This window comes from Micrococcus sp. H39-S4, assembly GCF_027158145.1.
Classification (GTDB): domain Bacteria; phylum Actinomycetota; class Actinomycetes; order Actinomycetales; family Micrococcaceae; genus Micrococcus; species Micrococcus luteus.
The window spans coordinates 140,239-160,270 of the sequence record NZ_JAPVLT010000003.1 but is presented as its reverse complement, the minus strand read 5'-3'; the positions used below and the strand labels follow the sequence as shown (position 1 = coordinate 160,270).

At 74.4% G+C, this 20,032-nt stretch carries 21 protein-coding genes; 19 read left to right on the top strand and 2 right to left on the bottom strand.

What is annotated here, in order from left to right:
• Window positions 1–47 precede the first annotated feature (47 nt).
• Complete coding sequence (gene hpt, locus O3T09_RS04570; protein WP_020625288.1) at window positions 48–599, top strand: hypoxanthine phosphoribosyltransferase; 552 nt, start codon at window positions 48–50, stop codon at window positions 597–599.
• A 45-nt stretch (window positions 600–644) separates the two neighbouring features.
• Here hpt and O3T09_RS04565 read toward each other — a convergent pair whose 3' ends face one another.
• Window positions 645–1,709 (bottom strand): type IV toxin-antitoxin system AbiEi family antitoxin domain-containing protein, encoded by a 1,065-nt coding sequence (locus O3T09_RS04565; RefSeq protein ID WP_020625289.1) that lies wholly within the window; start codon window positions 1,707–1,709, stop codon window positions 645–647.
• Between the two features lie 395 nt (window positions 1,710–2,104).
• Here O3T09_RS04565 and ftsH point away from each other — a divergent pair, with 395 nt between their 5' ends.
• The 9 genes from ftsH to O3T09_RS04520 are packed head-to-tail and all read left to right on the top strand — an operon-like array spanning window position 2,105 to window position 10,438.
• Window positions 2,105–4,195, top strand: a complete 2,091-nt coding sequence (gene ftsH / locus O3T09_RS04560; protein WP_041104656.1) for an ATP-dependent zinc metalloprotease FtsH — start codon at window positions 2,105–2,107, stop codon at window positions 4,193–4,195.
• Between the two features lie 17 nt (window positions 4,196–4,212).
• Window positions 4,213–4,833 carry a GTP cyclohydrolase I FolE gene (folE, locus tag O3T09_RS04555; RefSeq protein WP_010079671.1) on the top strand — a complete coding sequence of 207 codons (621 nt, stop codon included), beginning with the start codon at window positions 4,213–4,215 and terminating at the stop codon, window positions 4,831–4,833.
• A gap of 26 nt (window positions 4,834–4,859) precedes the next feature.
• Window positions 4,860–5,774, top strand: coding sequence for a dihydropteroate synthase (gene folP, locus O3T09_RS04550; RefSeq protein ID WP_020625292.1), 915 nt, complete (start codon window positions 4,860–4,862; stop codon window positions 5,772–5,774).
• Window positions 5,771–6,151, top strand: a complete 381-nt coding sequence (gene folB / locus O3T09_RS04545; RefSeq protein WP_020625293.1) for a dihydroneopterin aldolase — start codon at window positions 5,771–5,773, stop codon at window positions 6,149–6,151. The genes folP and folB overlap by 4 nt, the downstream gene beginning before the upstream one ends.
• Window positions 6,148–6,792 carry a 2-amino-4-hydroxy-6-hydroxymethyldihydropteridine diphosphokinase gene (folK, locus tag O3T09_RS04540; RefSeq protein WP_020625294.1) on the top strand — a complete coding sequence of 215 codons (645 nt, stop codon included), beginning with the start codon at window positions 6,148–6,150 and terminating at the stop codon, window positions 6,790–6,792. The genes folB and folK overlap by 4 nt, the downstream gene beginning before the upstream one ends.
• Window positions 6,789–7,316, top strand: a complete 528-nt coding sequence (locus O3T09_RS04535; protein WP_036337195.1) for a DUF3180 domain-containing protein — start codon at window positions 6,789–6,791, stop codon at window positions 7,314–7,316. The genes folK and O3T09_RS04535 overlap by 4 nt, the downstream gene beginning before the upstream one ends.
• Window positions 7,297–7,809, top strand: a complete 513-nt coding sequence (locus O3T09_RS04530) for a PH domain-containing protein (protein ID WP_020625296.1) — start codon at window positions 7,297–7,299, stop codon at window positions 7,807–7,809. Before O3T09_RS04535 ends, O3T09_RS04530 begins: the two co-directional genes overlap by 20 nt.
• Window positions 7,806–9,491 (top strand): PH domain-containing protein, encoded by a 1,686-nt coding sequence (locus O3T09_RS04525; RefSeq protein WP_101965656.1) that lies wholly within the window; start codon window positions 7,806–7,808, stop codon window positions 9,489–9,491. Before O3T09_RS04530 ends, O3T09_RS04525 begins: the two co-directional genes overlap by 4 nt.
• Window positions 9,488–10,438, top strand: coding sequence for a Rossmann-like and DUF2520 domain-containing protein (locus O3T09_RS04520; RefSeq protein WP_101965655.1), 951 nt, complete (start codon window positions 9,488–9,490; stop codon window positions 10,436–10,438). Before O3T09_RS04525 ends, O3T09_RS04520 begins: the two co-directional genes overlap by 4 nt.
• 102 nt (window positions 10,439–10,540) lie before the next feature.
• On the opposite strand, the gene O3T09_RS04515 is transcribed toward O3T09_RS04520, so the two are convergent.
• Window positions 10,541–11,017, bottom strand: coding sequence for a low molecular weight protein-tyrosine-phosphatase (locus O3T09_RS04515; RefSeq protein WP_070708525.1), 477 nt, complete (start codon window positions 11,015–11,017; stop codon window positions 10,541–10,543).
• Window positions 11,018–11,279: 262 nt separating this feature from the next.
• Between O3T09_RS04515 and O3T09_RS04510 the strand changes: the two genes are divergently transcribed.
• From O3T09_RS04510 to O3T09_RS04470, 9 genes are all read left to right on the top strand, one after another.
• Window positions 11,280–11,729, top strand: a complete 450-nt coding sequence (locus tag O3T09_RS04510) for a DUF3806 domain-containing protein (RefSeq protein ID WP_095353926.1) — start codon at window positions 11,280–11,282, stop codon at window positions 11,727–11,729.
• 95 nt (window positions 11,730–11,824) lie between these two features.
• A complete protein-coding gene (locus O3T09_RS04505) occupies window positions 11,825–13,987 on the top strand; it encodes a S9 family peptidase (RefSeq protein ID WP_102708237.1) in 2,163 nt (720 codons plus the stop codon).
• Between the two features lie 169 nt (window positions 13,988–14,156).
• Entirely contained in the window at window positions 14,157–15,383 is a 1,227-nt protein-coding gene (locus O3T09_RS04500; protein ID WP_044659881.1) for a glycerophosphodiester phosphodiesterase, read from the top strand.
• Between the two features lie 216 nt (window positions 15,384–15,599).
• Window positions 15,600–16,415, top strand: coding sequence for a CsbD family protein (locus O3T09_RS04495; RefSeq protein ID WP_020625303.1), 816 nt, complete (start codon window positions 15,600–15,602; stop codon window positions 16,413–16,415).
• A complete protein-coding gene (locus O3T09_RS04490) occupies window positions 16,412–16,879 on the top strand; it encodes a phage holin family protein (protein ID WP_036314802.1) in 468 nt (155 codons plus the stop codon). Before O3T09_RS04495 ends, O3T09_RS04490 begins: the two co-directional genes overlap by 4 nt.
• On the top strand, window positions 16,876–17,574 hold the full coding sequence (locus O3T09_RS04485; protein WP_036338457.1) for a DUF3618 domain-containing protein: 699 nt from the start codon (window positions 16,876–16,878) through the stop codon (window positions 17,572–17,574). Before O3T09_RS04490 ends, O3T09_RS04485 begins: the two co-directional genes overlap by 4 nt.
• 153 nt (window positions 17,575–17,727) lie before the next feature.
• The gene (panC, locus tag O3T09_RS04480; protein WP_036338460.1) at window positions 17,728–18,759 is read left to right on the top strand and encodes a pantoate--beta-alanine ligase; all 1,032 of its coding nucleotides are present in this window, start codon (window positions 17,728–17,730) and stop codon (window positions 18,757–18,759) included.
• A complete protein-coding gene (locus O3T09_RS04475; protein WP_136939885.1) occupies window positions 18,756–19,454 on the top strand; it encodes a DNA-3-methyladenine glycosylase in 699 nt (232 codons plus the stop codon). Before panC ends, O3T09_RS04475 begins: the two co-directional genes overlap by 4 nt.
• A 47-nt stretch (window positions 19,455–19,501) precedes the next feature.
• Window positions 19,502–19,984, top strand: coding sequence for an SRPBCC family protein (locus O3T09_RS04470; RefSeq protein ID WP_036380856.1), 483 nt, complete (start codon window positions 19,502–19,504; stop codon window positions 19,982–19,984).
• The last annotated feature ends 48 nt before the right edge of the window (window positions 19,985–20,032 follow it).

Sequence of the window (20,032 nt, the reverse complement as noted above, 5' to 3'; positions counted from 1 at the left end):
GCGGCCCGGCCCGGCATTCCCGCACGAGCACTCACCAGGAGCGGCGCATGGACGCACAGGATGTCCAGAACGACCTCAGCCACGTCCTCATGTCCCGCGAGGACGTGCAGGACACGATCACGGACCTGGCCCGCCAGATCGACCGCGACTACGCGGACAAGGACCTGCTCATCGTCGCCGTGCTCAAGGGCGCCGTGATGGTGGTCGCCGACCTCACCCGCGCCCTGCACTCCCACGTGGAGCTGGACTTCATGGCGGTCTCCTCCTACGGCTCCGGCACCAAGTCCTCCGGCGTGGTGCGCATCCTCAAGGACCTCGACGCGGACCTCACGGGCCGGCACGTCCTGATCGTCGAGGACATCATCGACTCCGGCCTGACGCTGTCCTGGCTCAAGGCCAACCTGGAGTCCCGCGGCCCGGCCTCGGTCGAGATCTGCACCCTGCTGCGCAAGCCGGAGGCCATGAAGGTGGACATCGACGTGAAGTACGTCGGGCGGGACATCCCCAACGAGTTCGTGGTGGGCTACGGCCTGGACTACGCGGAGAAGTACCGCAACCTGGACTTCGTGGGCACGCTCGCCCCGCACGTCTACAGCTGACCGGGGGCCCGGCCCGGAGTGGCCAGGCCAGGTGTGACCGACCTGTCACGTGAGCGGTCGCTCTGAGGTGCCATTCACGCCCCATTCCGACTCCTTGCGTGACAGGTCGCCGGCGTCCCCGAGGTGACGGCGCACCTCCACGATCACGCGCGTGAATCCGCGGCGAGCGTCGGAGGAGGACACGGTGATGTTCCGGCAGCCCCGTCGCTCGAAGGCCGCGTTGCGCTGCACGTCACGGTCGATCTGGCGATCCGCGCCGTGGTGGCCGCCGTCGTAGTGCAGGGCCACTCTCGCCTGCCGATAGCCCAGGTCCGCCGTCGCGGGGTGGTGCAGGGAGAACTCCGGGTCCCAGACCTCGAGCTGCAGTGCGGGCTCGGGGAGCCCGGCGGCCCTCAGCGCGAGCCGCAGCCGCGTCTCCTTCGGCGAGTGCGCCCCCACCCGGACCAGTGTGGCGGCGGTGCGGAGCCGTCGTCGTCGGTTGTGCGCGGACGGGCTCGCTTCGGCCGCCTGGGCCAGGGCCGCCCGGGTCCGCTCGGCGGCGTCCGGGCCGCCGGACAGCTGCGCCCGGCGGACGAGATGGTCGCCGAGGATGACGAGCTCGTCGTCGTCGAGCAGGGCCGAGAGGTCGACCCAGAGACGGGGCGGGGCGGTGACGTACCAGGCCAGGCCGCCGATCCGCACGCGCTCCACGTCCGCGGGCGGGAGCGCTGTTCGGTGGGAGGTGACGCCGGGGAGGGAGAGCTGGCCACGGTCTCGCGGGCGGCTCACGTGGACGTCGTCCCCCGCGTCCAGTCGCTCCGGCAGCCAGATCTCCCGGGCGCGGGCCGCGGTCTGGTGCGACACCACCGTGGTGGCGCGGTGCCGGGCGAGTCGCAGCAGGAGCTCGTGTTGGGTGGCCGAGAGCGGGGTGCTCCACCGGTAGGGGGAGGAGCCGGCCGCGGGGCGCTCGACGGCGGCCGGGGTGACCTCACGCCGGCGGTAGAGGCCCCGGGCGAGGCGTTCGACGTCGGAGCGACGCAGCCGGTTGAGGTCGATGCCGGCGGCCCTCGCCTGCGCGGCGGTGAAGGGGCCGTGAAGCAAGGCCGCGGGAAGCGGGGCGGGGTGACGCATGGTGCCAGCCTGGCGCGGTAAAGCGGGCGGCGTCCTGAGCCGCCGCCGGCCTGGGGAGGGATGCGGGTGCACGGGGGTCTGTGCAGGCGGGGACGCAGGGGCGCGGTCGCAGCGCCAGCGTTCCTGTCACGCGAGCGGTCGCTCTGAGGTGCGATCCACGCGCCATTCCGACCCCCCGCATTCCCGGTGGGCGTCAGGACGGCGCTGGCCGACGCCGACCCCGGCCGACCGCCCGCGCCCTGTCCACCTGACGCGAACAGTCAGCGGCCACCCGGGCCGGGCCGGTACCGTGGGGGCTTGACCCGGGCGCGACGTCGGCCCTTCGCCGGCCCCGGCCGCACGGCGGCCGCCCCGGGCAGCCCGGCCCCCGCGGCAGACCAGGAGACACTCGGACCGTGAAGAAGCTGTTCAACAAGCCCTACGTCTGGATCCTGCTGGGCCTGCTGGTCCTCGCCGTCGCGATCCCGCTGACCACGTCACAGAGCGGCCGCACCATGGTGGACACCAACGTGGGCATGGCCCTGCTGAAGGACGACAAGGCCGCGCAGGCCCGCGTGGTGGACGGGGACCAGCGCGTGGACCTCACCCTGCGTGAGCCCTACAAGCAGGACGACCGGGACCTCGGCAAGGAGGTCTACTTCTACTTCGCCAGCGCGCGCGCCACGGACGTGGTCACCGCGGTGGACGACTCGGCCCTGGACGGCTACACGGACGAGCCGGTGCGGAGCAACTGGTTCCTCTCGCTGCTCGGCTTCATGGTCCCGTTCCTGCTCATCGCACTGCTGTTCTGGTTCCTGATGTCCCGCATGCAGGGCGGCGGCGGCAAGGTCATGCAGTTCGGCAAGTCCCGCGCCAAGCTGATCAACAAGGACAACCCGGACGTGCTGTTCAAGGACGTCGCGGGCGCGGACGAGGCGGTGGAGGAGCTCCAGGAGATCAAGGAGTTCCTCACCGTGCCGGACCGCTTCCGCGCGGTGGGCGCCAAGATCCCCAAGGGCGTGCTGCTCTACGGCCCGCCCGGCACGGGCAAGACCCTCCTGGCCAAGGCCGTGGCCGGTGAGGCCGGCGTGCCGTTCTACTCGATCTCCGGCTCGGACTTCGTGGAGATGTTCGTGGGTGTCGGCGCCTCGCGCGTGCGCGACCTCTTCGAGCAGGCCAAGTCCAACGCCCCCGCCATCATCTTCGTGGACGAGATCGACGCCGTCGGCCGGCACCGCGGCGCAGGCATCGGCGGCGGCAACGACGAGCGCGAGCAGACCCTGAACCAGATGCTCGTGGAGATGGACGGCTTCGACGCCTCCACGAACGTCATCATGATCGCCGCGACCAACCGCCCGGACGTCCTGGACCCGGCGCTGCTGCGCCCGGGCCGCTTCGACCGCCAGATCCCCGTGGACGCCCCGGACCTCGAGGGCCGCGCCAGGATCCTCGAGGTGCACGCGCAGGGCAAGCCGATCGCCCTGGACGTGGACCTGCGCTCCCTGGCCAAGCGCACCCCCGGCTACACGGGCGCGGACCTGGCCAACGTGATCAACGAGGCCGCGCTGCTCACGGCGCGCTCGAACAACAACGTGATCGACAACCACGCCCTGGACGAGGCCGTGGACCGCGTGATGGCCGGCCCGCAGAAGCGCACCCGCCTGATGAACGAGCACGAGCGCAAGGTCACCGCCTACCACGAGGGCGGCCACGCGCTCGTCGCGGCCGGGCTGCGCAACTCCGCCCCGGTCACCAAGATCACGATCCTGCCCCGCGGCCGCGCCCTGGGCTACACGATGGTGGTCCCGGAGGACGACAAGTACTCCGTCACCCGCAACGAGCTCCTGGACCAGCTCGCGTACGCGATGGGCGGGCGCGTGGCGGAGGAGATCGTGTTCAAGGACCCGTCCACGGGCGCCGCGAACGACATCCAGAAGGCCACGGACACGGCCCGCAAGATGGTCACCGAGTACGGCATGTCCGCCAAGGTGGGCGCCGTCAAGCTCGGCGGCGGCAGCTCCGAGCCCTTCGTGGGCGGTGCCCCCGGCGGCTCCTCCCGCGAGTACTCCGAGGAGCTCGCGTACCTGGTGGACGCCGAGGTCCGCACCCTGCTGGACCAGGCCCACGCCGAGGCCCACTGGGTGCTCACGGAGAACCGGGACGTCCTGGACCGGCTGGCCTACGAGCTGCTCGAGAAGGAGACGCTCACCCAGGAGGCCATCGCCGCCATCTTCGCGGACGTCCGCAAGCGGCCCGAGCGCGGCGTGTGGCTGGCCTCGGACGACCGGCTCCCGCAGGACATCCCGCCCGTCCTCTCCCCCTCCGAGCGCCGCTCGCGCCACGACGGCGGGGAGCAGACCCCCGTCGGCGTCGAGGGCACCACGGTGCCGGTGCGTCCGGAGGGTGCGCCGCCGTCGTCGCTGGGCGGGGACGCGGCCGGCCCCGGCCTGCCGCCGCACGGCGGTCCGAGCAACACGCCGGGCCCCGGCGAGGGACCGACCTTTTGACCGCGCAGGAGGCCCGCATGACAGCCCACACCCCCGACGACGCCGTCCCCGGCACGTTCGACCCGGACTCGACCGCGGTCGACCGGCCCCGCATCGAGGCGGCGGTGCGGGAGATCCTGCTGGCGATCGGCGAGGACCCGGACCGCGAGGGCCTGGCGGACACCCCGGCGCGGGTGGCCAAGGCGTACGCGGAGTTCTTCGCGGGCCTGCACCAGAGCCCGGACCAGGTGCTCGGCACCACGTTCGACATCGCGCACGAGGAGCTCGTGCTCGTGAAGGACATCCCGTTCTACTCGACGTGCGAGCACCACCTGGTGCCGTTCCACGGCGCCGCGCACATCGGCTACATCCCCTCCGCCGAGGGCCGCGTGACGGGGCTGTCCAAGCTGGCCCGTCTCGTGGAGCTGTACGCGCGGCGTCCGCAGGTGCAGGAGCGGCTGACCACGCAGGTGGTGGAGGCGCTCATGGAGCACCTGGCCCCGCGCGGGGCGATCGTGGTGGTGGAGGCCGAGCACATGTGCATGTCCATGCGCGGCGTGCGCAAGCCGGGCGCGAAGACCGTCACCTCGGCGGTGCGCGGCCAGCTGCGGGATCCGTCCACGCGCTCCGAGGCGATGAGCCTCATCATGCACGGCTGAGGACCACCGACGGCGGAGGAGGACACGTGGACGAGAGCATCGACGCGGCGGCGCGGGAGGCGAACCGCGCCCTGCTGGGGCGGCTGCCCGCGGGCCGGACCCTGGTCATGGGCATCCTCAACGTCACCCCTGACTCGTTCTCGGACGGCGGGGAGCACGCCACCGTCCGCGCGGCCGTCGAGCACGCCCGGCGCATGGTCGCGGACGGCGCGGACATCGTGGACGTGGGCGGGGAGTCCACCCGCCCCGGGGCCCGCGCCGTGCCGCCGGCCGAGGAGCAGGAGCGCATCCTGCCCGTGATCGAGGCGCTGCTGGCCGAGGACGTCGTCCTCTCCGTGGACACGCGCCACACCGCCACCGCCCGGGCTGCCCTGGCGCTGGGGCCGGTGATCGTCAACGACGTCTCCGGCCTCGCCCACGAGCCGGATATGCCGGCGCTGATCGCCGCGTCGGGCGCGCCGTACATCCTCATGCACAACCGCGGGAACCCGCAGACCATGGACGGGCTGGCCGTCTACGAGGACACCGTCCCGGACGTCGTGTGCGAGCTGCGGGACGTGGCCGGCCGCTTCCTCGCCGCGGGCGTCGAGCCCGCGCAGCTGATCGTCGACCCGGGCCTGGGCTTCGCGAAGGCCGGCGAGCAGAACTGGGAGCTGCTGCGCGGCCTCGAGTGGCTCCGCGCCATGGGCCACCCGGTGCTCGTCGCCGCCTCGCGCAAGCGGTTCCTGGGCACGCTGCTGGCGGACGACGACGGCACCCCGGCCCCGCCCGCCGCGCGCGACGCCGCCACCGCGGCCATCTCCGCCCTCGCCGCCGCCCAGGGCGCGTGGGGCGTGCGCGTGCACGACGTGCGCGCCAGCGCCGACGCCGTCCGCGCCGCCGCCGCCTGGGTCGGGGCGCACGCCCCGGGTGAGCCCGTCTCCGAGGACGTGCTGCCGTGAGCGCCCGGGACCGCATCCGCCTGGCCGGGCTGTCCGCCGTCGGGCACCACGGGGTCTTCGACCACGAGCGCCGGGACGGGCAGCCGTTCGTCACGGACGTCGTCCTCCACCTCGACGCCGGCCCCGCCGCGGCCGACGACGACCTCGCGCGCACCGCCAACTACGCCGAGGTCGCGGACACCGTGGTCCGCCTCGTCACCGGGGAGCCGGTGGACCTGATCGAGACCCTCGCCGACCGGATCGCCCGCGCCGTCCTCGCCGAGCAGCCCGTGGTGGCCGCCGTCGAGGTCACCGTGCACAAGCCGCAGGCGCCCATCCCGCACGACTTCGCGGACGCCGCCGTCACCGTGCACCGCACCCGGGAGGACCTCGCGTGAGCACCGTCGACTGGTCGCACCCGGCCGAGGGCCCCGCGCCCATCCCCGAGCTGGGCGCCCGCCCGGACGCGCCCGTCGCGGCCGTGCTGGCCCTCGGCGCCAACCTGCGCGAGCCCGCGCAGACGCTCGACGCCGCCGTCGCCGCCCTGTCCGCGCTGCCGCACATCACGGACGTCCGGGCCTCGCCCCGGGCCGTCACCACACCCGTGGGCGGGCCGCCGGGCCAGCCCGACTACCTCAACCAGGTGGTCACGCTGCGCACGGACCTCGCGCCGTGGGAGCTGCTCGCGGTGGCGCACCGGCTCGAGCAGGACCACCATCGGCGGCGTGAGGTCCGCTGGGGCGCGCGCACCCTGGACGTGGACGTGATCGCCTACGGAGACGTGCGCAGCGACCACCCGGACCTCACCCTGCCGCACCCCCGCGCGGCCGAGCGGGCCTTCGTGCTGCTGCCGTGGCTGTGGCTCGACGCGGACGCCACGCTCGCCGGCACGCCCGTCGCCGACCTCGCCGCCGTCGCCGCGGACGCCCCCGGGGTGCGCCGTCAGGAGCCCGAGCGGCACCGGCTGCTGGCCGGCACCGACGACGTCGCCCCGCTCCGCCCCGCGCGCCCGGACGCCCTCGGGAGGGAGGCCACGTGATCGCGCTGCGCTCCGGGTGGACCCTGCTCGTGGTGCTGGTGGCCGCCGTGCTCGGCTGGCTGGCCGGGCTCGCCGCGCCGTCCCTGGGCTGGCCGGCGCCCGTGGTGGGCCGCAGCGGCCTGATCACCGTGGCCGCGGTCTCCGTGCTGTGCCTCGCGCTGGGCTGGCGGGTGCGCCGCGACCGGGAGAAGCCCGCCGCCGCGCGGATGGACCCGCTCGCCGCGGCCCGCACCCTCGTGCTCGGCCAGGCCTCCGGCTTCGCGGGAGCGGCCCTCGGCGGGTGGCACGCCGGGGTGGCGGTGCAGGTGCTGCTGCGGGCCGGCGTGGAGGCACCGACCGTGCGGGAGGCCGCCCTGCAGGCCGTCGGCGGCCTCGTCCTGCTGGTGGTGGGGCTGATCGTCGAACGGTGGTGCCGGATCCCGCCTGAGGAGGATGCGCCCGAGGGCGGTCGTGGGCAGGATGGGTCCCCGGGCCGACCGGCCCGTCCCGAGACGGAAGGAGGGTATGCCCGTGCCCGGCATTGACCTGAGCGGCGTGGCCTTCACGCCGGCCTCGCCGCGGCTGGCGACGGTGAAGCTCATCGCCACGACCATCGGCCACCTGATCTGGCTCGCCGCGTTCTCCGTGCCGCTGATCCTCAAGCTCACCGGCCCGTGGGCGGGGATGGCCGCGTGGGTCGCGTGGGGGCTGCCGGCCGTCGTCGTCGTGTCCTGGATCGTGGACCTGATCCTGATCCCGCGGCGCGTGCGCGCGATGGGCTGGGCCGAGCGCGAGGACGACGTCCTGTGGCGCGAGGGCATCCTGTTCCGCAGCGTGCACGCGGTGCCGTACGGCCGCCTGCAGTACGTGGACGTGTCGGACGGTCCGCTGCTGCGCCGGGTCGGGCTGCAGACCCTCACCCTGAAGACCGCCGCCGCGGGCGGGGACGTCACCCTGGAGGGCGTGCCCCGCGAGAGGGCCGAGGAGCTGCGCGAAGTCCTCATGGCGCGCGGCCAGGCGCGGCTGGCGGGCCTGTGAGCGCGGCCGCCCCGCCCCCCGCCGACGACGCCGGCTGGGTCCGCGTCCACCCCGCCTCGCCCTGGGTGCGGGGCTGGACCTTCCTGCTGCTGATCCTGTTCTTCGCGGGCCGCAACGCGGTGGAGGACTTCGCGGCGGGCCGGCTCAGCGGGGAGGACGCCCCGGGCGGCGGCGACGGCAGCCTGCTCGTGGCCGGCGGCATCCTGCTGGGGGTCACCCTGCTGATCAGCCTCGTGTTCTTCTTCTCCTGGTGGTTCACCCGGTTCCGCTGCGGGGAGGACCGGATCGAGCTGCGCCAGGGCTGGCTCTTCCGCAGCCGCCGGCAGATGCGCTACGACCGCATCCAGGCGGTGGACCTGCAGCACCCCCTCGTGGCTCGGCTGCTCGGGCTGGCCACGGTGAAGGTCGAGGCGGCCGACGGCGGCGAGTCCGCGCTCGAGCTGTCCTTCCTGCGCCGCGCCGAGGCCGAAGCGGTGCGCCGGGAGATCCTGGACCGCGCGTCGGGGATGCTCGGGGGAGCCGGGGCGGACGCGTCCGCGCCGGAGCGGGCGGCCGAGCCCGGCCTCCCCGACGCCGACGCCGCGGACGCGGACGCCGGCGAACTCATGCTGCAGGTGCCCGCGGGGCGGCTCCTCGGCTCCGTCCTGCTCTCCGGAGGTGTGCTGGGGGTGCTGGCCGGGTCCCTGATCTGGCTGGGCGGCCTCGCCCTCGTGGTCGCGCTGCTGCCCGAGGCGGTGCTGGACGAGGGGGAGACCCTGACCGGGATCGGCGCGGCCGCGTCCCTGCCCGCCCTGTTCTCCGTGGCCGGCGTCGCGTGGTCCCGGCTGAACGCCGGCTGGGGTTTCCAGGTGCGCCGCTCCACCGACGGGCTGCGACTGCGGCACGGGCTCACCGAGACCACCCACCAGACCGTCCCGCCGGGGCGGGTGCAGGGGGTGACCGTCTCCCAGCCCCTGTTCTGGCGGCCCTTCGGCTGGTATCGGGTGAACATGGCGGTGGCCGGTTACCTGCAGGAGTCCGACGGCGCCCGGGACGTGGCGCTGCCCGTCGGCCCGTGGGAGGACGTGCTCCGCGTCCTCACGGTCGTGGCACCGGACCCGGGCCTGGACGGTGATGCGCGTGCCGCGCAGGGGCTGACCCCCGCCGGGCTCATACACCTCGGCGTGCACGGCTCCGGCACGGAGGGGGGCTTCCAACACGTGCCGCGGCGCGGCAGGTGGTGGTTCAACTGGTTCGCCTGGCGGCGGACCGGCTTCACGACGACGCGGTCCCTGCTGGTGGTGCGCAGCGGCTGGCTGAACCGCCGGCTGCAGACCCTCCAGCACGAGCGCATGCAGGCGGCCGAGCTGGCGCAGGGCCCGGTGCAGCGACGCCTGGGTCTGGCCACGGTGCGCGTGTGGGTCGCGGGGGTGAAGGCCGTGGTCCGCGACCTCGACGAGGACGTGGCCGTGGACCTGTACGCCCGGGAGGCCCGGCACGCGGCCGTCTCGCGTCGCCTCGCCGACCGCGACCAGTGGATGCGCCCCGAGGAACTGGCCCGCTTCGAGCAGCGCACGCGCGAGGTCGCGGCCACCGAGGTGGGCCGCCGCGAACTGGCGCGGGCCGGCGTCGGCGGCGGCGCCGTCGTCGGGGAGGAGAGCGGGGCGGACATCCCCGCCGTGCGCAGCGAGGAGGAGCGATGACCGGCGGACTCGACCTGAGCCTGGACCCGCACGACCCGGCGCAGCGGCCCGGGCGGCTGGGCGTCGGCGTGGTGAGCGCGGGCCGTGTGGGGGCCGTGCTGGGCTCGGCGCTGCGGGCGGCGGGCCACACGATCACGGGCGTGCACGCCGTCTCCGAGGCCTCGCGGGACCGCGCGGAGATGCTCCTGCCGGGCGTGCCCGTCCTGGAGATCCCCGAGATCCTGCGCCGCTCCGAGATGGTCGTCTTCGCCGTCCCGGACGACGCGCTGGGCGAGCTCGTGGCCGGCCTGGCCGCCGCGGGCCACGTGCAGACCGGCCACCTGCTCGTGCACACCTCCGGCCGCTACGGGGTGGGGGTGATGGAGCCGGTGCGCGCGCACGGGGCGATCCCCCTGGCGATCCACCCGGCCATGACGTTCACGGGGCTGAGCCTCGACGTCGCCCGGCTGCAGGACTGCGTGTTCGGCGTGACCGCGGACCCCGTGGTGCTGCCCGTGGCCCAGGCGCTCGTGGTGGAGATGGGCGGCGAGCCCGTGGTCGTGAAGGAGGCCGACCGGGCGGCCTACCACCTGGCGCTGTCCCACGGGTCGAACCACCTGGTGACGCTGACGGCGCAGGCCCGCCAGATCCTCGAGACGATCGGGGTGGCCGACCCGGTGCGGGTGCTGCGCTCACTGATGACCGCCGCGCTGGAGAACGCGCTCACGGACGGCGACGGCGCCCTCACCGGCCCCGTGGCCCGCGGTGACGTCGACACGCTGCGGACCCACCGTGAGACCCTCGGGGAGCTCGAGGCCGGGGGACTGCCCCCGGACGTGCGGGCCGTGTGGGAGACCCTCGCCCGCGCGACGACCGACCGCGCCGAGACCCGCGGCACCCTGCGCGCGGACACGGCGGCGCGGCTGCGAGAGGTCCTCGACGACTCCGACGACCCCCACGACGACTGACCGACCCCCCGCCGCCCCCGCCCCCCGCTTTCGTTCGGGAAACGGCGGGTCCCGGACCGTTTTCGTTCGGGAAACGGCGGGTCCGGGGCCGCGCCCCGGCCGTCAGAGGCGGCCGTCGCGGATCGCGGCGACGACGCCGTCTGCTGCGTCCTCGATCTGCCGGTACATCTCCTCGAACTGCGGCCGCGGACACCCGTACGGATCGGGGACCTCGCGCACCCCGGCGCTGTCCGCATCCGACGCGAACTCGCCCATCAGGTGGATCCGGTCCCGCTGCTCGTCCGTGGTCGCGAGCCGCCGCGCGTCGGCGAGGTTGGCCTCGTCCATCACCAGGATCAGGTCGGCCTCGTCCACGAGGTCGGCGGACAGCTGCACCCCCACCGTCGGGAACTCGTAGCCCAGTTCGCCGCCGACCTCGCGGGTGAGGTGATGCGGCCGGGCGCCCACGTGCTCGTCGGACGTGCCGGCGGAGGTGACCTCGACGTCGTCGAGACCGGCCTCCGCGAGCTTGCGGTTCAGCACGGCCTCGGCGGCGGGCGAGCGGCAGATGTTCCCCAGGCAGACGGTCATGATGCGCATGGGGCCAGTGTCTCAAGTCCGGTCGGGGGCGGCGGACGACGACGGCCCGCACGCTCGCCTCGTCGCTGGCGGCACGACATCGGGCGCGTCCACGAGTGCTCCCGCTGGGGGATCGCAGGCCTCCGGCGGTGTGTCCCCCCGGTTCCTCGCCGTTTCTCGAACGAAAGCGCTGCGACACGCCGCCGCTTCTCGAACGAAAGCGCGGCCGGCACCGTTTGTTCCGGCGACGGTGGCGCCCGGCGCGCCTGGCAGGATGGAGGCCATGACCGACCAGCCCGAGATGAGCCCCCTGACCGAGCCCGAGCGGGAGTGGGTGCGCGTCCGTCGCGACTTCGCCGCGCAGGAGGGCGTGGACCACCTGGACCTGGACGCGGTCGCCGCGTACTACGACGCCGTGCTGGCCCGCTCGCAGGCCGAGGCCGAGGAGCTGGACCCCGAGGAGCTGGCGGTGCTGCTGGACGTCGTCGCGGTGCTGCTCGGCGAGCACCTGGGTGCGCGCCACGGCATGCAGTGGGTGACGGTCGCGGATGAGGAGGGGCCCGCCCTCGCGCTGCGGGACACCCTCTCGGACGCCGTCGTCTTCCCGCAGCCGGTGGTCGGCCAGAGCTGGAACCACCAGGCCACGGGGGAGTGGATGGGCGGGTACGTCGACTGGCTCGGCGAACAGCTCCAGCAGATCCGGGCCGACGCCGGCACGCGGCCCGGCGCCTGAGGCGCGGCGGGCACCGGGGCGGCCCGCCGTCGACGCCACCACCCCGCCGCCCTCCGTGTTGCCCGGATCACGTGCGGGCCGATAGAAACGAACGCATGACCTCCACCCCGGACACCCCGGCCGCCCCCGCCACCCCCTTCCACGACCTCGACGCCTTCACCGCGCTGCCGCGCGTCGCCGGTCTCACCCTCAGCCCGGACGGCGCCCGCCTGGTGACCACCGTCGCCGCCCGGGACGCAAAGGGCACCGGCTACGCCACCGCCCTCTGGGAGGTCGACCCCGCGGGCAAGCGCCCCGCCCACCGCCTGACCCGCTCCCGCGAGGGCGAGGCCGGCGCGCAGTTCGCCGCGGACGGCACCCTCTTCTTCACCTCCGCCCGTCCCGACCCCGCCGACGCCGAGGCCGAGAAGCGCAGCGCCCTGTGGGCCCTGCCGGCCCGGGGCGGCGAGGCGCGCGTGGTGCTCTCCCGCCCGGGCGGCGTCGCCGCGGTCACGTGCGCCTCTGCGGCGGACCGCGTGGTCGTCACGGCGGACCGGCTGCTCGGCGCCACCACCGAGGCCGAGCACGCGGCCCTCGCGCAGACCCGCAAGGACGCCGGTGTGGACGCCATCCTGCACACCGGCTACCCCATCCGCTTCTGGGACCACGACCTCGGCCCCGCCCGCCCCGAGCTCTTCGTCCTCGAGCCCGGCCCGGACCCGCAGGGTGAGCCCGCCACGGACGCCGACGCCGCCGAGCCCGGCCCCGCCGCCTCCGGCCTGGCTCCCGAGGCCGACGACGTGGCGCACCACCTGCGCCACGTCTCCGGATTCCCGCGCTCCCACGCGTTCGGGATCGGCGCGCAGGTGGCCCCGGACGGCTCGTTCCTGCTCACCACGGCCGCCACCGCCGAGGCTCGCGGCAACGTGCGCGAGGGCACGGTGGTGCGCGTGGACCTGGCCACGGGCGAGCACCGCGTCCTGCACGACGTCCCCGGTGAGGACGTGGCCGTCGGCCCCGTCAGCCATGACGGCACGCGCGCCGTCGTCGTCCGCACCCCCGACTCCACCCCGCACTCCGCCGTGCACCCGCGCCTGTACGTGATGGACACGGCCACGGGCCAGACCACGCCCCTGGCCCACGGCTGGGACCGCTGGGCCGACGTCGTCGCGTGGCTGCCGGACGACTCCGCGGTGATCGCGCTCGCGGACTCCGAGGGCCGCCGCCCGGTGTTCCGCATCGAGGTGGCCACCGGCGCCGTCGCGCAGGTGACCCGGGAGGACGAGGCGTGGACCGACATCGTGCTCTCCCCGGACGGGGCCACGGCCTACGGCGTCCGCTCCTCCTACCTGTTCCCGCCGGAGGTGGCGCGGATCGACCTGGCCACGGGCGAGACCACGCGCCTGCCGAACCCCGTGGAGCGCCCCGCGATCCCGGGCACCCTCGAGGACGTGGAGACCGTCGCCGAGGACGGCACGCACGTGCGCGGCTGGCTCGTGCTCCCCGAGGGGGAGGCGCCGGCCGGCGGTCACCCGCTGCTGCTGTGGATCCACGGCGGGCCCCTGGGCTCGTGGAACGCGTGGAGCTGGCGCTGGACCCCGTGGATCATGGCGGCGCGCGGCTACGCGGTGCTGCTGCCGGACCCGGCGCTGTCCACGGGCTACGGCCAGGACTTCATCGAACGCGGCTGGGGCCGCTGGGGCCAGGCGCCCTACACGGACCTGATGGCGCTCACGGACGCCGTCGTGGCGCGTGAGGACGTCGACGGCGACCGCACCGCCGCCATGGGCGGCTCGTTCGGCGGCTACATGGCGAACTGGGTGGCCGGGCACACCGACCGGTTCCGGTGCGTGGTCACGCACGCCTCGCTGTGGGCGCTGGACGGCTTCGGCCCGACGACGGACGCCGCGTTCTACTGGGCCCGCGAGATGGACGAGCAGATGCAGCAGGAGAACTCTCCGCACCGGTTCGTGGGCGAGATCGTCTCCCCGATGCTCGTCATCCACGGCGATAAGGACTACCGCGTGCCGATCGGCGAGGGGCTGCGCCTGTGGTCGGACCTGCTGGCGAAGTCCGGGCGGCCGGCCGCCGCGGACGGCACCACCGACCACCGGTTCCTCTACTTCCCCCACGAGAACCACTGGATCCTCGCCCCGCAGCACGCGAAGGTCTGGTACGAGGTCGTCCTCGGCTTCCTGGGCGAGCACGTCCTCGGCGACAGCGCCCCGACGGCCCCGGAGACGCTGGGACTGACGCGGCCGTCGTCGACGGCGGGCTGAGTCGCCGGGCCCGGTGCCGCGCATCGTGACGGGCGGCTGAACCTCTCCGATCAGCCGCCCGTCACCGGCTGTTCACCGGACGGGCCGGCTGTGGCCGGAGGGGGGCCACCCGGCCGACACCCGGATCTGGCCCACTGGAGCGGTCATCCCCCCCGGAAAGGACCGTTCCATGACCTCCGTCCGTCGTCACGCCGCCCGCGGCCTCGTGGCCCTCGCCGCCGCCGTCGCCGTCAGCGCCCCGCTGGCCGCCCCGGCCGTCGCCGCCCCCGCCGCAACGGAGACCCCGGCCGCCGCGCAGTCCGTCACGGGCAAGCCCGTAGTGCGTCCCGACGTCGTGGGTCATCGTGGTGCCTCCGGCTACCGCCCCGAGCACACCCTGGCCGCCTACGAGCTGGCCGCCGCCCAGGGCGCGGATGTGATCGAGCCGGACCTGGTCTCCACCAAGGACGGCGTGCTCGTGGTCCGCCACGAGAACCTGATCGACGGCACCACGGACGTCGCCCAGCGACCCGAGTTCGCGGACCGCAGGACCACCAAGGTCGTCGACGGCGTGGCCCTCACCGGCTGGTTCACCGAGGACTTCACCCTCGCCGAGCTCAAGACCCTGCGCGCCAAGGAGCGCCTGCCGCAGGTCCGCCCCGAGTCCGCGTCCTACGACGGCCGGTACCAGGTGCCCACCTTCGAGGAGGTGCTCGAGCTGCGGGAGCGCCTCTCGGCCCGGCACGGCCGCGAGATCGGCGTCATCCCCGAGATCAAGCACCCCACCTACTTCGACTCCATCGGCCTGTCCATGGAGGAGCGCGTCGTCGAGCTGCTCGACGAGCACGGCCTGAACAAGCGCAACGCCCCCGCCACCGTGCAGTCCTTCGAACTCGCCAACCTGCGCGATCTCAACGAGAACCTCGGCCTCAAGGCCGAGACGGTGTTCCTCTCCAGCGTCACCGGCGCACCCTATGACTCCGTGGCCGCCGGCGACGAACTCCGCGACTACGACTTCTACGAGACCGCCGCGGGCATGCGCGAGATCCGCGCGGCCGGCGTCGACACGCTCGGCCCGGCCTTCGCGCAGATCATCACCAAGGAGAAGGACGGCTCGATGGGCGAGGAGACCGCGTTCGTCTCCCTCGCCCACCGCGCGGGCCTCGAGGTGGTGCCGTACACCTTCCGCGCCGAGAACCAGTTCCTCTACACGGAGTTCCGCTCCTCCACGGACCGGAACGCACAGGGCGACATGGTCGGCATGATCCAGCCGTTCCTCGACGCCGGCATCGACGGCTTCTTCACCGACCACCCCGACCTCGGCGTGCAGGCCGTGGACGTCTGGATGCAGGGCAAGAAGGAGCACCCGGGCCGGGGCGTCGGCAAGACCGCCCAGCGGGGCCTGAAGGTGCGCTGACCCCGTCCCGACCGGAGACGACGCCGTCGCGCCGCCCGGCCCGGTGGGGGGCGCGGCGGCACGCGTGTTGCGTCGACCGATCCCGGCGGACCCGAGGTCTTCCGGCAGGGTCCCTGCGGTGCTTACCTTGGCGCTCAAGACCGGTGGACCCGGTGACGTGGACGGCCAGAAGGGCCGGCCATGAGGGACGCCGACCCGGACGAAGGAAGGCACAGCATGACGACGAACACGCCGAAGAACGCCCACGGCTCCTCAGCCGAGGGCCGTGACGCCAAGGACCAGGCGAAGGGCAAGGCCCAGCAGGCCGCGGGCGAGGCCCAGGGCCAGGCGAAGGCCGTGGCCCACGACGCCAAGGACAAGGCCCAGGACCTCGCGGCCACCGCCAAGCACGAGGCCGGCCAGGTGAAGGACGAGGCCGCTGACCAGGTGCAGTCGCTGGTCGGCTCCGCCCAGGAGCAGGTCGGCGCGCAGGTGCAGACCCAGCAGGAGCGGCTCGCGGGCCAGGTGCGCAGCTACACCGACGACCTGCACCGCGTGGTCTCCGGTGAGCAGCCGCAGACCGATTTGGTGCGCCAGGGCGTCGCCTCGGTGGCGGACCGTGCCGAGGCCCTGACCCAGCGCCTGGAGACCGCTTCCCCGCAGGACCTGCTGCAGGACGTGCGCGGCTTCGCCGCTCGCCGTCCGGGCACGTTCCTGGCCCTCGCCCTGGGCGCCGGGCTGGTGGCCGGTCGACTGACGCGCGGCATCCGCGACGCCGCCCAGCCCGACTCCACCGCCTCCACCTCGCCGCGCCGTCACGAGACCCGTCCGGACGCGGTGCACGCGGACGTGACTCCGCACCACCTGGACTCGCAGGCCCCGGCCTACTCGAGCGATTCGCTCTCCCAGGCCGACGGCCGCGTCGCGGACGGCGCCGGGCCCCGCCGCGCGGCCGGCGTCGGGGACGTCCCGTACGGCACGCAGGCACCGGTCCAGCAGGGCCTGACCGCCGAGCGGCCGTTCGACCAGACCCGGCCCGGGGGTGACGCATGAGCACCGCCCACGAGCCGTTCCGCGACGCGACGCCGCACTCCGGCGCGCACACCCCGCCGCCCACGCAGGCGGAGTTCCGCGCCGAGCACGAGAGCCTCGGCGAGATGTTCCAGAGCCTGTCGGCCAAGCTGTCGACGCTGGTCAGCCAGGAGATCGCCCTGGCCAAGGCCGAGGCCACCGAGTCCGCGAAGAAGGCCGGCAAGGGGGCGGGGCTGCTGGCCGGCGCCGCCGTCGGCGGCTTCTTCCTGCTGATGTTCCTGTCCCTCGCCCTGATGCACCTGCTCGACGTGTTCCTGCCGATCGGCTGGGCCGCGCTGATCGTGGCCGTGCTGTGGGGCGTCGTGGCGGCCGTGCTGGCCGTGCAGGGCAAGAAGGACATCGAGAAGATCAAGGGTCTGCCGCAGACCCAGGAGACGCTTCAGGAGATCCCCGAGACCCTGAACCCCGCGAAGGAGACGCGATGACCACGAGCAACAACCCCGATGAGATCCGCGCCGACATCGAGCGTACGCGCCGCGAGCTCGGCCAGGACGTGGACGCCCTCGCCGAGAAGGTGAGCCCCACGAAGGCCGTGTCCCGGCAGACCAACCGCATCAAGGACGGCTTCATCCACGCGAAGGAGAACATCATGGGCTCCCCGGAGCAGCACCGCCACGAGCCCTCGCTGGGCGATCGCGCCCACGGGGTGATCGACGACGCCCGGGCCTCCGCGTACGACGCTGCCGGCCAGGCCCAGGACCGCCTGGGCGATGCCGGCGACCGCGTGTCCGAGTGGGCCGACGACGCCCAGCTCGCCCTGCAGCAGGCCCCGGCTCAGCTGCGCGGCCGCACCGCGGGCAACCCGCTGGCCGCCGGGCTGATCGCCTTCGGCGCCGGCCTGCTGCTCAGCTCGCTGATCCCCGCCTCACGCGTGGAGCAGCGCGCCGCGGAGGGCCTCAAGGAGCAGGCCGCCCCGCTGGTGGACGAGGCCAAGCAGGCGGCCCAGCAGCTGCGCGAGGACCTCGAGCCCGCCGCCCGCGAGGCCGCCGGGAGCGTGAAGGAGTCGGCTGCCGAGGCCGCTTCCCACCTCAAGGAGCAGGGCACGGACACGGCGCAGGACCTCAAGGCGGAGTCCCAGGACGCCGCCCGCCAGGTGAAGGACACCGCGAAGGACGCCTGAGCCCGACCCGAGCACGACGCCGGCCGGTCCCGTTGACGGGACTGGCCGGCGTCGCGCGTTTGGGGCCGAATCCGGCCCGCGGCTCAGGCCTTGGACCAGATGCGCGTGGTGAGGCGGAAGTCCTCCCCGAGGCCCCGTGCCTAGACTCGGAGGGTGACCCCTCTCGACCGCGTCCCCGACCAGCGCCCCGTCCCCGCCGGCACCGGCCTGACCCTCGAGGACGCCCTCCCCGCTCCCGTGACGGCCGAGGCCGACGGCGTCTCCGCGCGCCCGCGTCTGGCCCGGACCGTCGCCGAGATGCGCTCCGCTCTCCGTGAGCTCGTCGCCCACGCCACGGACGACGGCGACGCCGAGCCCGTCACCGTCGGCCTGATCCCCACGATGGGCGCCCTCCACGGCGGCCACGCGGCCCTGGTGCGGCGGGCCCGCGCCGAGAACGACGTCGTCGCGGTCAGCATCTTCGTGAACCCGCTCCAGTTCGGCGATCCGGCCGACCTGGAGCACTACCCGCGCACCCTCGACGCGGACCTGGACCTGCTGGCGGCGGCGGGCGCCGACGTCGTGTTCGCCCCGGACGTGCAGGAGATGTACCCGGGTTACCCGGACGCGCCGATCGTCACCGTCTCCGCCGGCCGCATGGGGGAGGTCCTCGAGGGCGCCTCCCGCCCGGGCCACTTCGACGGCGTGGCCACCGTCGTGGCGAAGCTGTGGAACATCGTGCGCCCGGCGGCGCCGGTCCTGCGCAGCTACTTCGGCCAGAAGGACGCGCAGCAGCTCACCGTCCTGCGCCGCCTGGCCACGGACCTCGACATCGACGTCGACGTCCGCGCCGTGCCCATCGTCCGCTCGCCCGAGGGCCTCGCGCTCTCCAGCCGCAACACCCGCCTGGACGCCGCGGGCCTGGAGCACGCGCTCGTCCTCAGCCGCGCCCTGCGCTCCCTGGCCGACGCCGCGGCGTCCGGTGAACCCGTCGACGTCCAGGCCGCGCGCCGGATGGTCGAGGACGAGCCGGGCGTCGAGCTGGACCACCTCGTGGTGGTGGACCGGGACACCTTCGCCGAGCTCGGTCCGGAGCTGCTGTGCCAGCCGCTGCGCCGCGAGGCCCTCGCCCTCGTGGCCGCGCACGTGCCGCCCGTCCGGCTGATCGACACCATGGTGCTGCCCGCCGCGGGGCCCCTGCCGTGACCCCGGAGCGTCTCGCCGCCGCCTTCGACAGCCCCTCGCCCACGCTCGCCGCGACGCTGCTGGGGTGCCGGCTGACCGTCGTCGCCCCGGACGGCGCCGTCACCGTGCGGCTGACCGAGACCGAGGCGTACGGGAACGCGGGCGCGGACCCCGGCGCCCACTCGTTCCGCGGTCGCACCGAGCGCAATGCCGCGCTGTTCGGGCCGCCGCGGCGCACGTACGTGTACCTGAACTACGGCATCCACCGCTGCCTGAACCTGGTCGGCCACCCCGAGGGGGAGGCCGGCGGTGTGCTGCTGCGTGCGGCCGAGGTGCTCGCGGGAGGGGACCTCGCGGTGGCCCGCCGTGGCCGGGACACCGGCCCCAAGCTGCTCTCCGGCCCGGGCAACCTCGGCCAGGGCCTCGGCATCACCCTGGAGATGGGCCACGCGCCCGTGGAGATCGTCGCCGCGCCGCCGGAGGTGGCCGACGACGGCGGCACCTCGGCCCGCCTCGCCGCGCCGGCCGCGCCCGCCCGCTTCCTCCTGGCCCCGCCCGCGCCCCGCGATCCGGCCGAGCCGCCGATCGAGGTCGTGACGGGCCCGCGCGTCGGCGTCTCGGGGGAGGGCGGCTCCGTGCGCTTCCCGTGGCGGTTCAGCGTGGCCGGCCACCGCAGCGTGTCCGCGTTCCGGCGTGGCCGCAACGTGCCGGACTGACCCCCAGACCTTGTCGACCGCCCCGGCCCCGTGCCTAGGTTGATCCCATGACCGAGATGAACAAGACCGCCCACGGCGAGACCCAGCAGACCGTCACCCGGACCATCGACGCGTCCGCCAAGGACGTGTTCGACTTCCTGACCCTGCCCGCGAACCACGCGAAGTTCGACGGCTCGGGCATGGTGCAGTCCGACGACAAGACCCAGCGCATCCAGAAGGTCGGCGACGTGTTCACCATGAACATGCACGCGGAGCACATGGGTGGCGACTACCAGACCGACAATCACGTGGTCGCCTACGACCCGAACAAGCTGGTCGGCTGGAAGACCGCCCCCGCCGGCACCGAGCCCAAGGGTTGGCAGTGGGTCTACCGGCTCGAGGACAACGGCTCCGGCAGCACGGTCGTGTCCCTCACCTACGACTGGACCGCCGTGACCGACCCGGAGCTGCTGGCGAAGAACCTCTTCCCGATGGTCTCCGAGGAGCAGATGGAGGAGTCGCTCGCGAAGCTGGCCGCCGAGGTCGGCTGACCCCCGCCTCCCGACGGCGGCCTCCGGGCCGGCCGTCCCCTCGACGAC

Coding starts and splice junctions, on each gene's coding strand:
- O3T09_RS04490 (WP_036314802.1), top strand. CDS start 16,412: ATGAGCACCGCCCACGAGCCGTTCCGCGACGCGACGCCGCACTCCGGC.
- O3T09_RS04530 (WP_020625296.1), top strand. CDS start 7,297: ATGCCCGTGCCCGGCATTGACCTGAGCGGCGTGGCCTTCACGCCGGCC.
- O3T09_RS04500 (WP_044659881.1), top strand. CDS start 14,157: ATGACCTCCGTCCGTCGTCACGCCGCCCGCGGCCTCGTGGCCCTCGCC.
- O3T09_RS04470 (WP_036380856.1), top strand. CDS start 19,502: ATGACCGAGATGAACAAGACCGCCCACGGCGAGACCCAGCAGACCGTC.
- O3T09_RS04515 (WP_070708525.1), bottom strand. CDS start 11,017: ATGCGCATCATGACCGTCTGCCTGGGGAACATCTGCCGCTCGCCCGCC.
- O3T09_RS04565 (WP_020625289.1), bottom strand. CDS start 1,709: ATGCGTCACCCCGCCCCGCTTCCCGCGGCCTTGCTTCACGGCCCCTTC.
- O3T09_RS04520 (WP_101965655.1), top strand. CDS start 9,488: ATGACCGGCGGACTCGACCTGAGCCTGGACCCGCACGACCCGGCGCAG.
- O3T09_RS04485 (WP_036338457.1), top strand. CDS start 16,876: ATGACCACGAGCAACAACCCCGATGAGATCCGCGCCGACATCGAGCGT.
- O3T09_RS04510 (WP_095353926.1), top strand. CDS start 11,280: ATGACCGACCAGCCCGAGATGAGCCCCCTGACCGAGCCCGAGCGGGAG.
- O3T09_RS04495 (WP_020625303.1), top strand. CDS start 15,600: ATGACGACGAACACGCCGAAGAACGCCCACGGCTCCTCAGCCGAGGGC.
- folE (WP_010079671.1), top strand. CDS start 4,213: ATGACAGCCCACACCCCCGACGACGCCGTCCCCGGCACGTTCGACCCG.
- O3T09_RS04505 (WP_102708237.1), top strand. CDS start 11,825: ATGACCTCCACCCCGGACACCCCGGCCGCCCCCGCCACCCCCTTCCAC.
- hpt (WP_020625288.1), top strand. CDS start 48: ATGGACGCACAGGATGTCCAGAACGACCTCAGCCACGTCCTCATGTCC.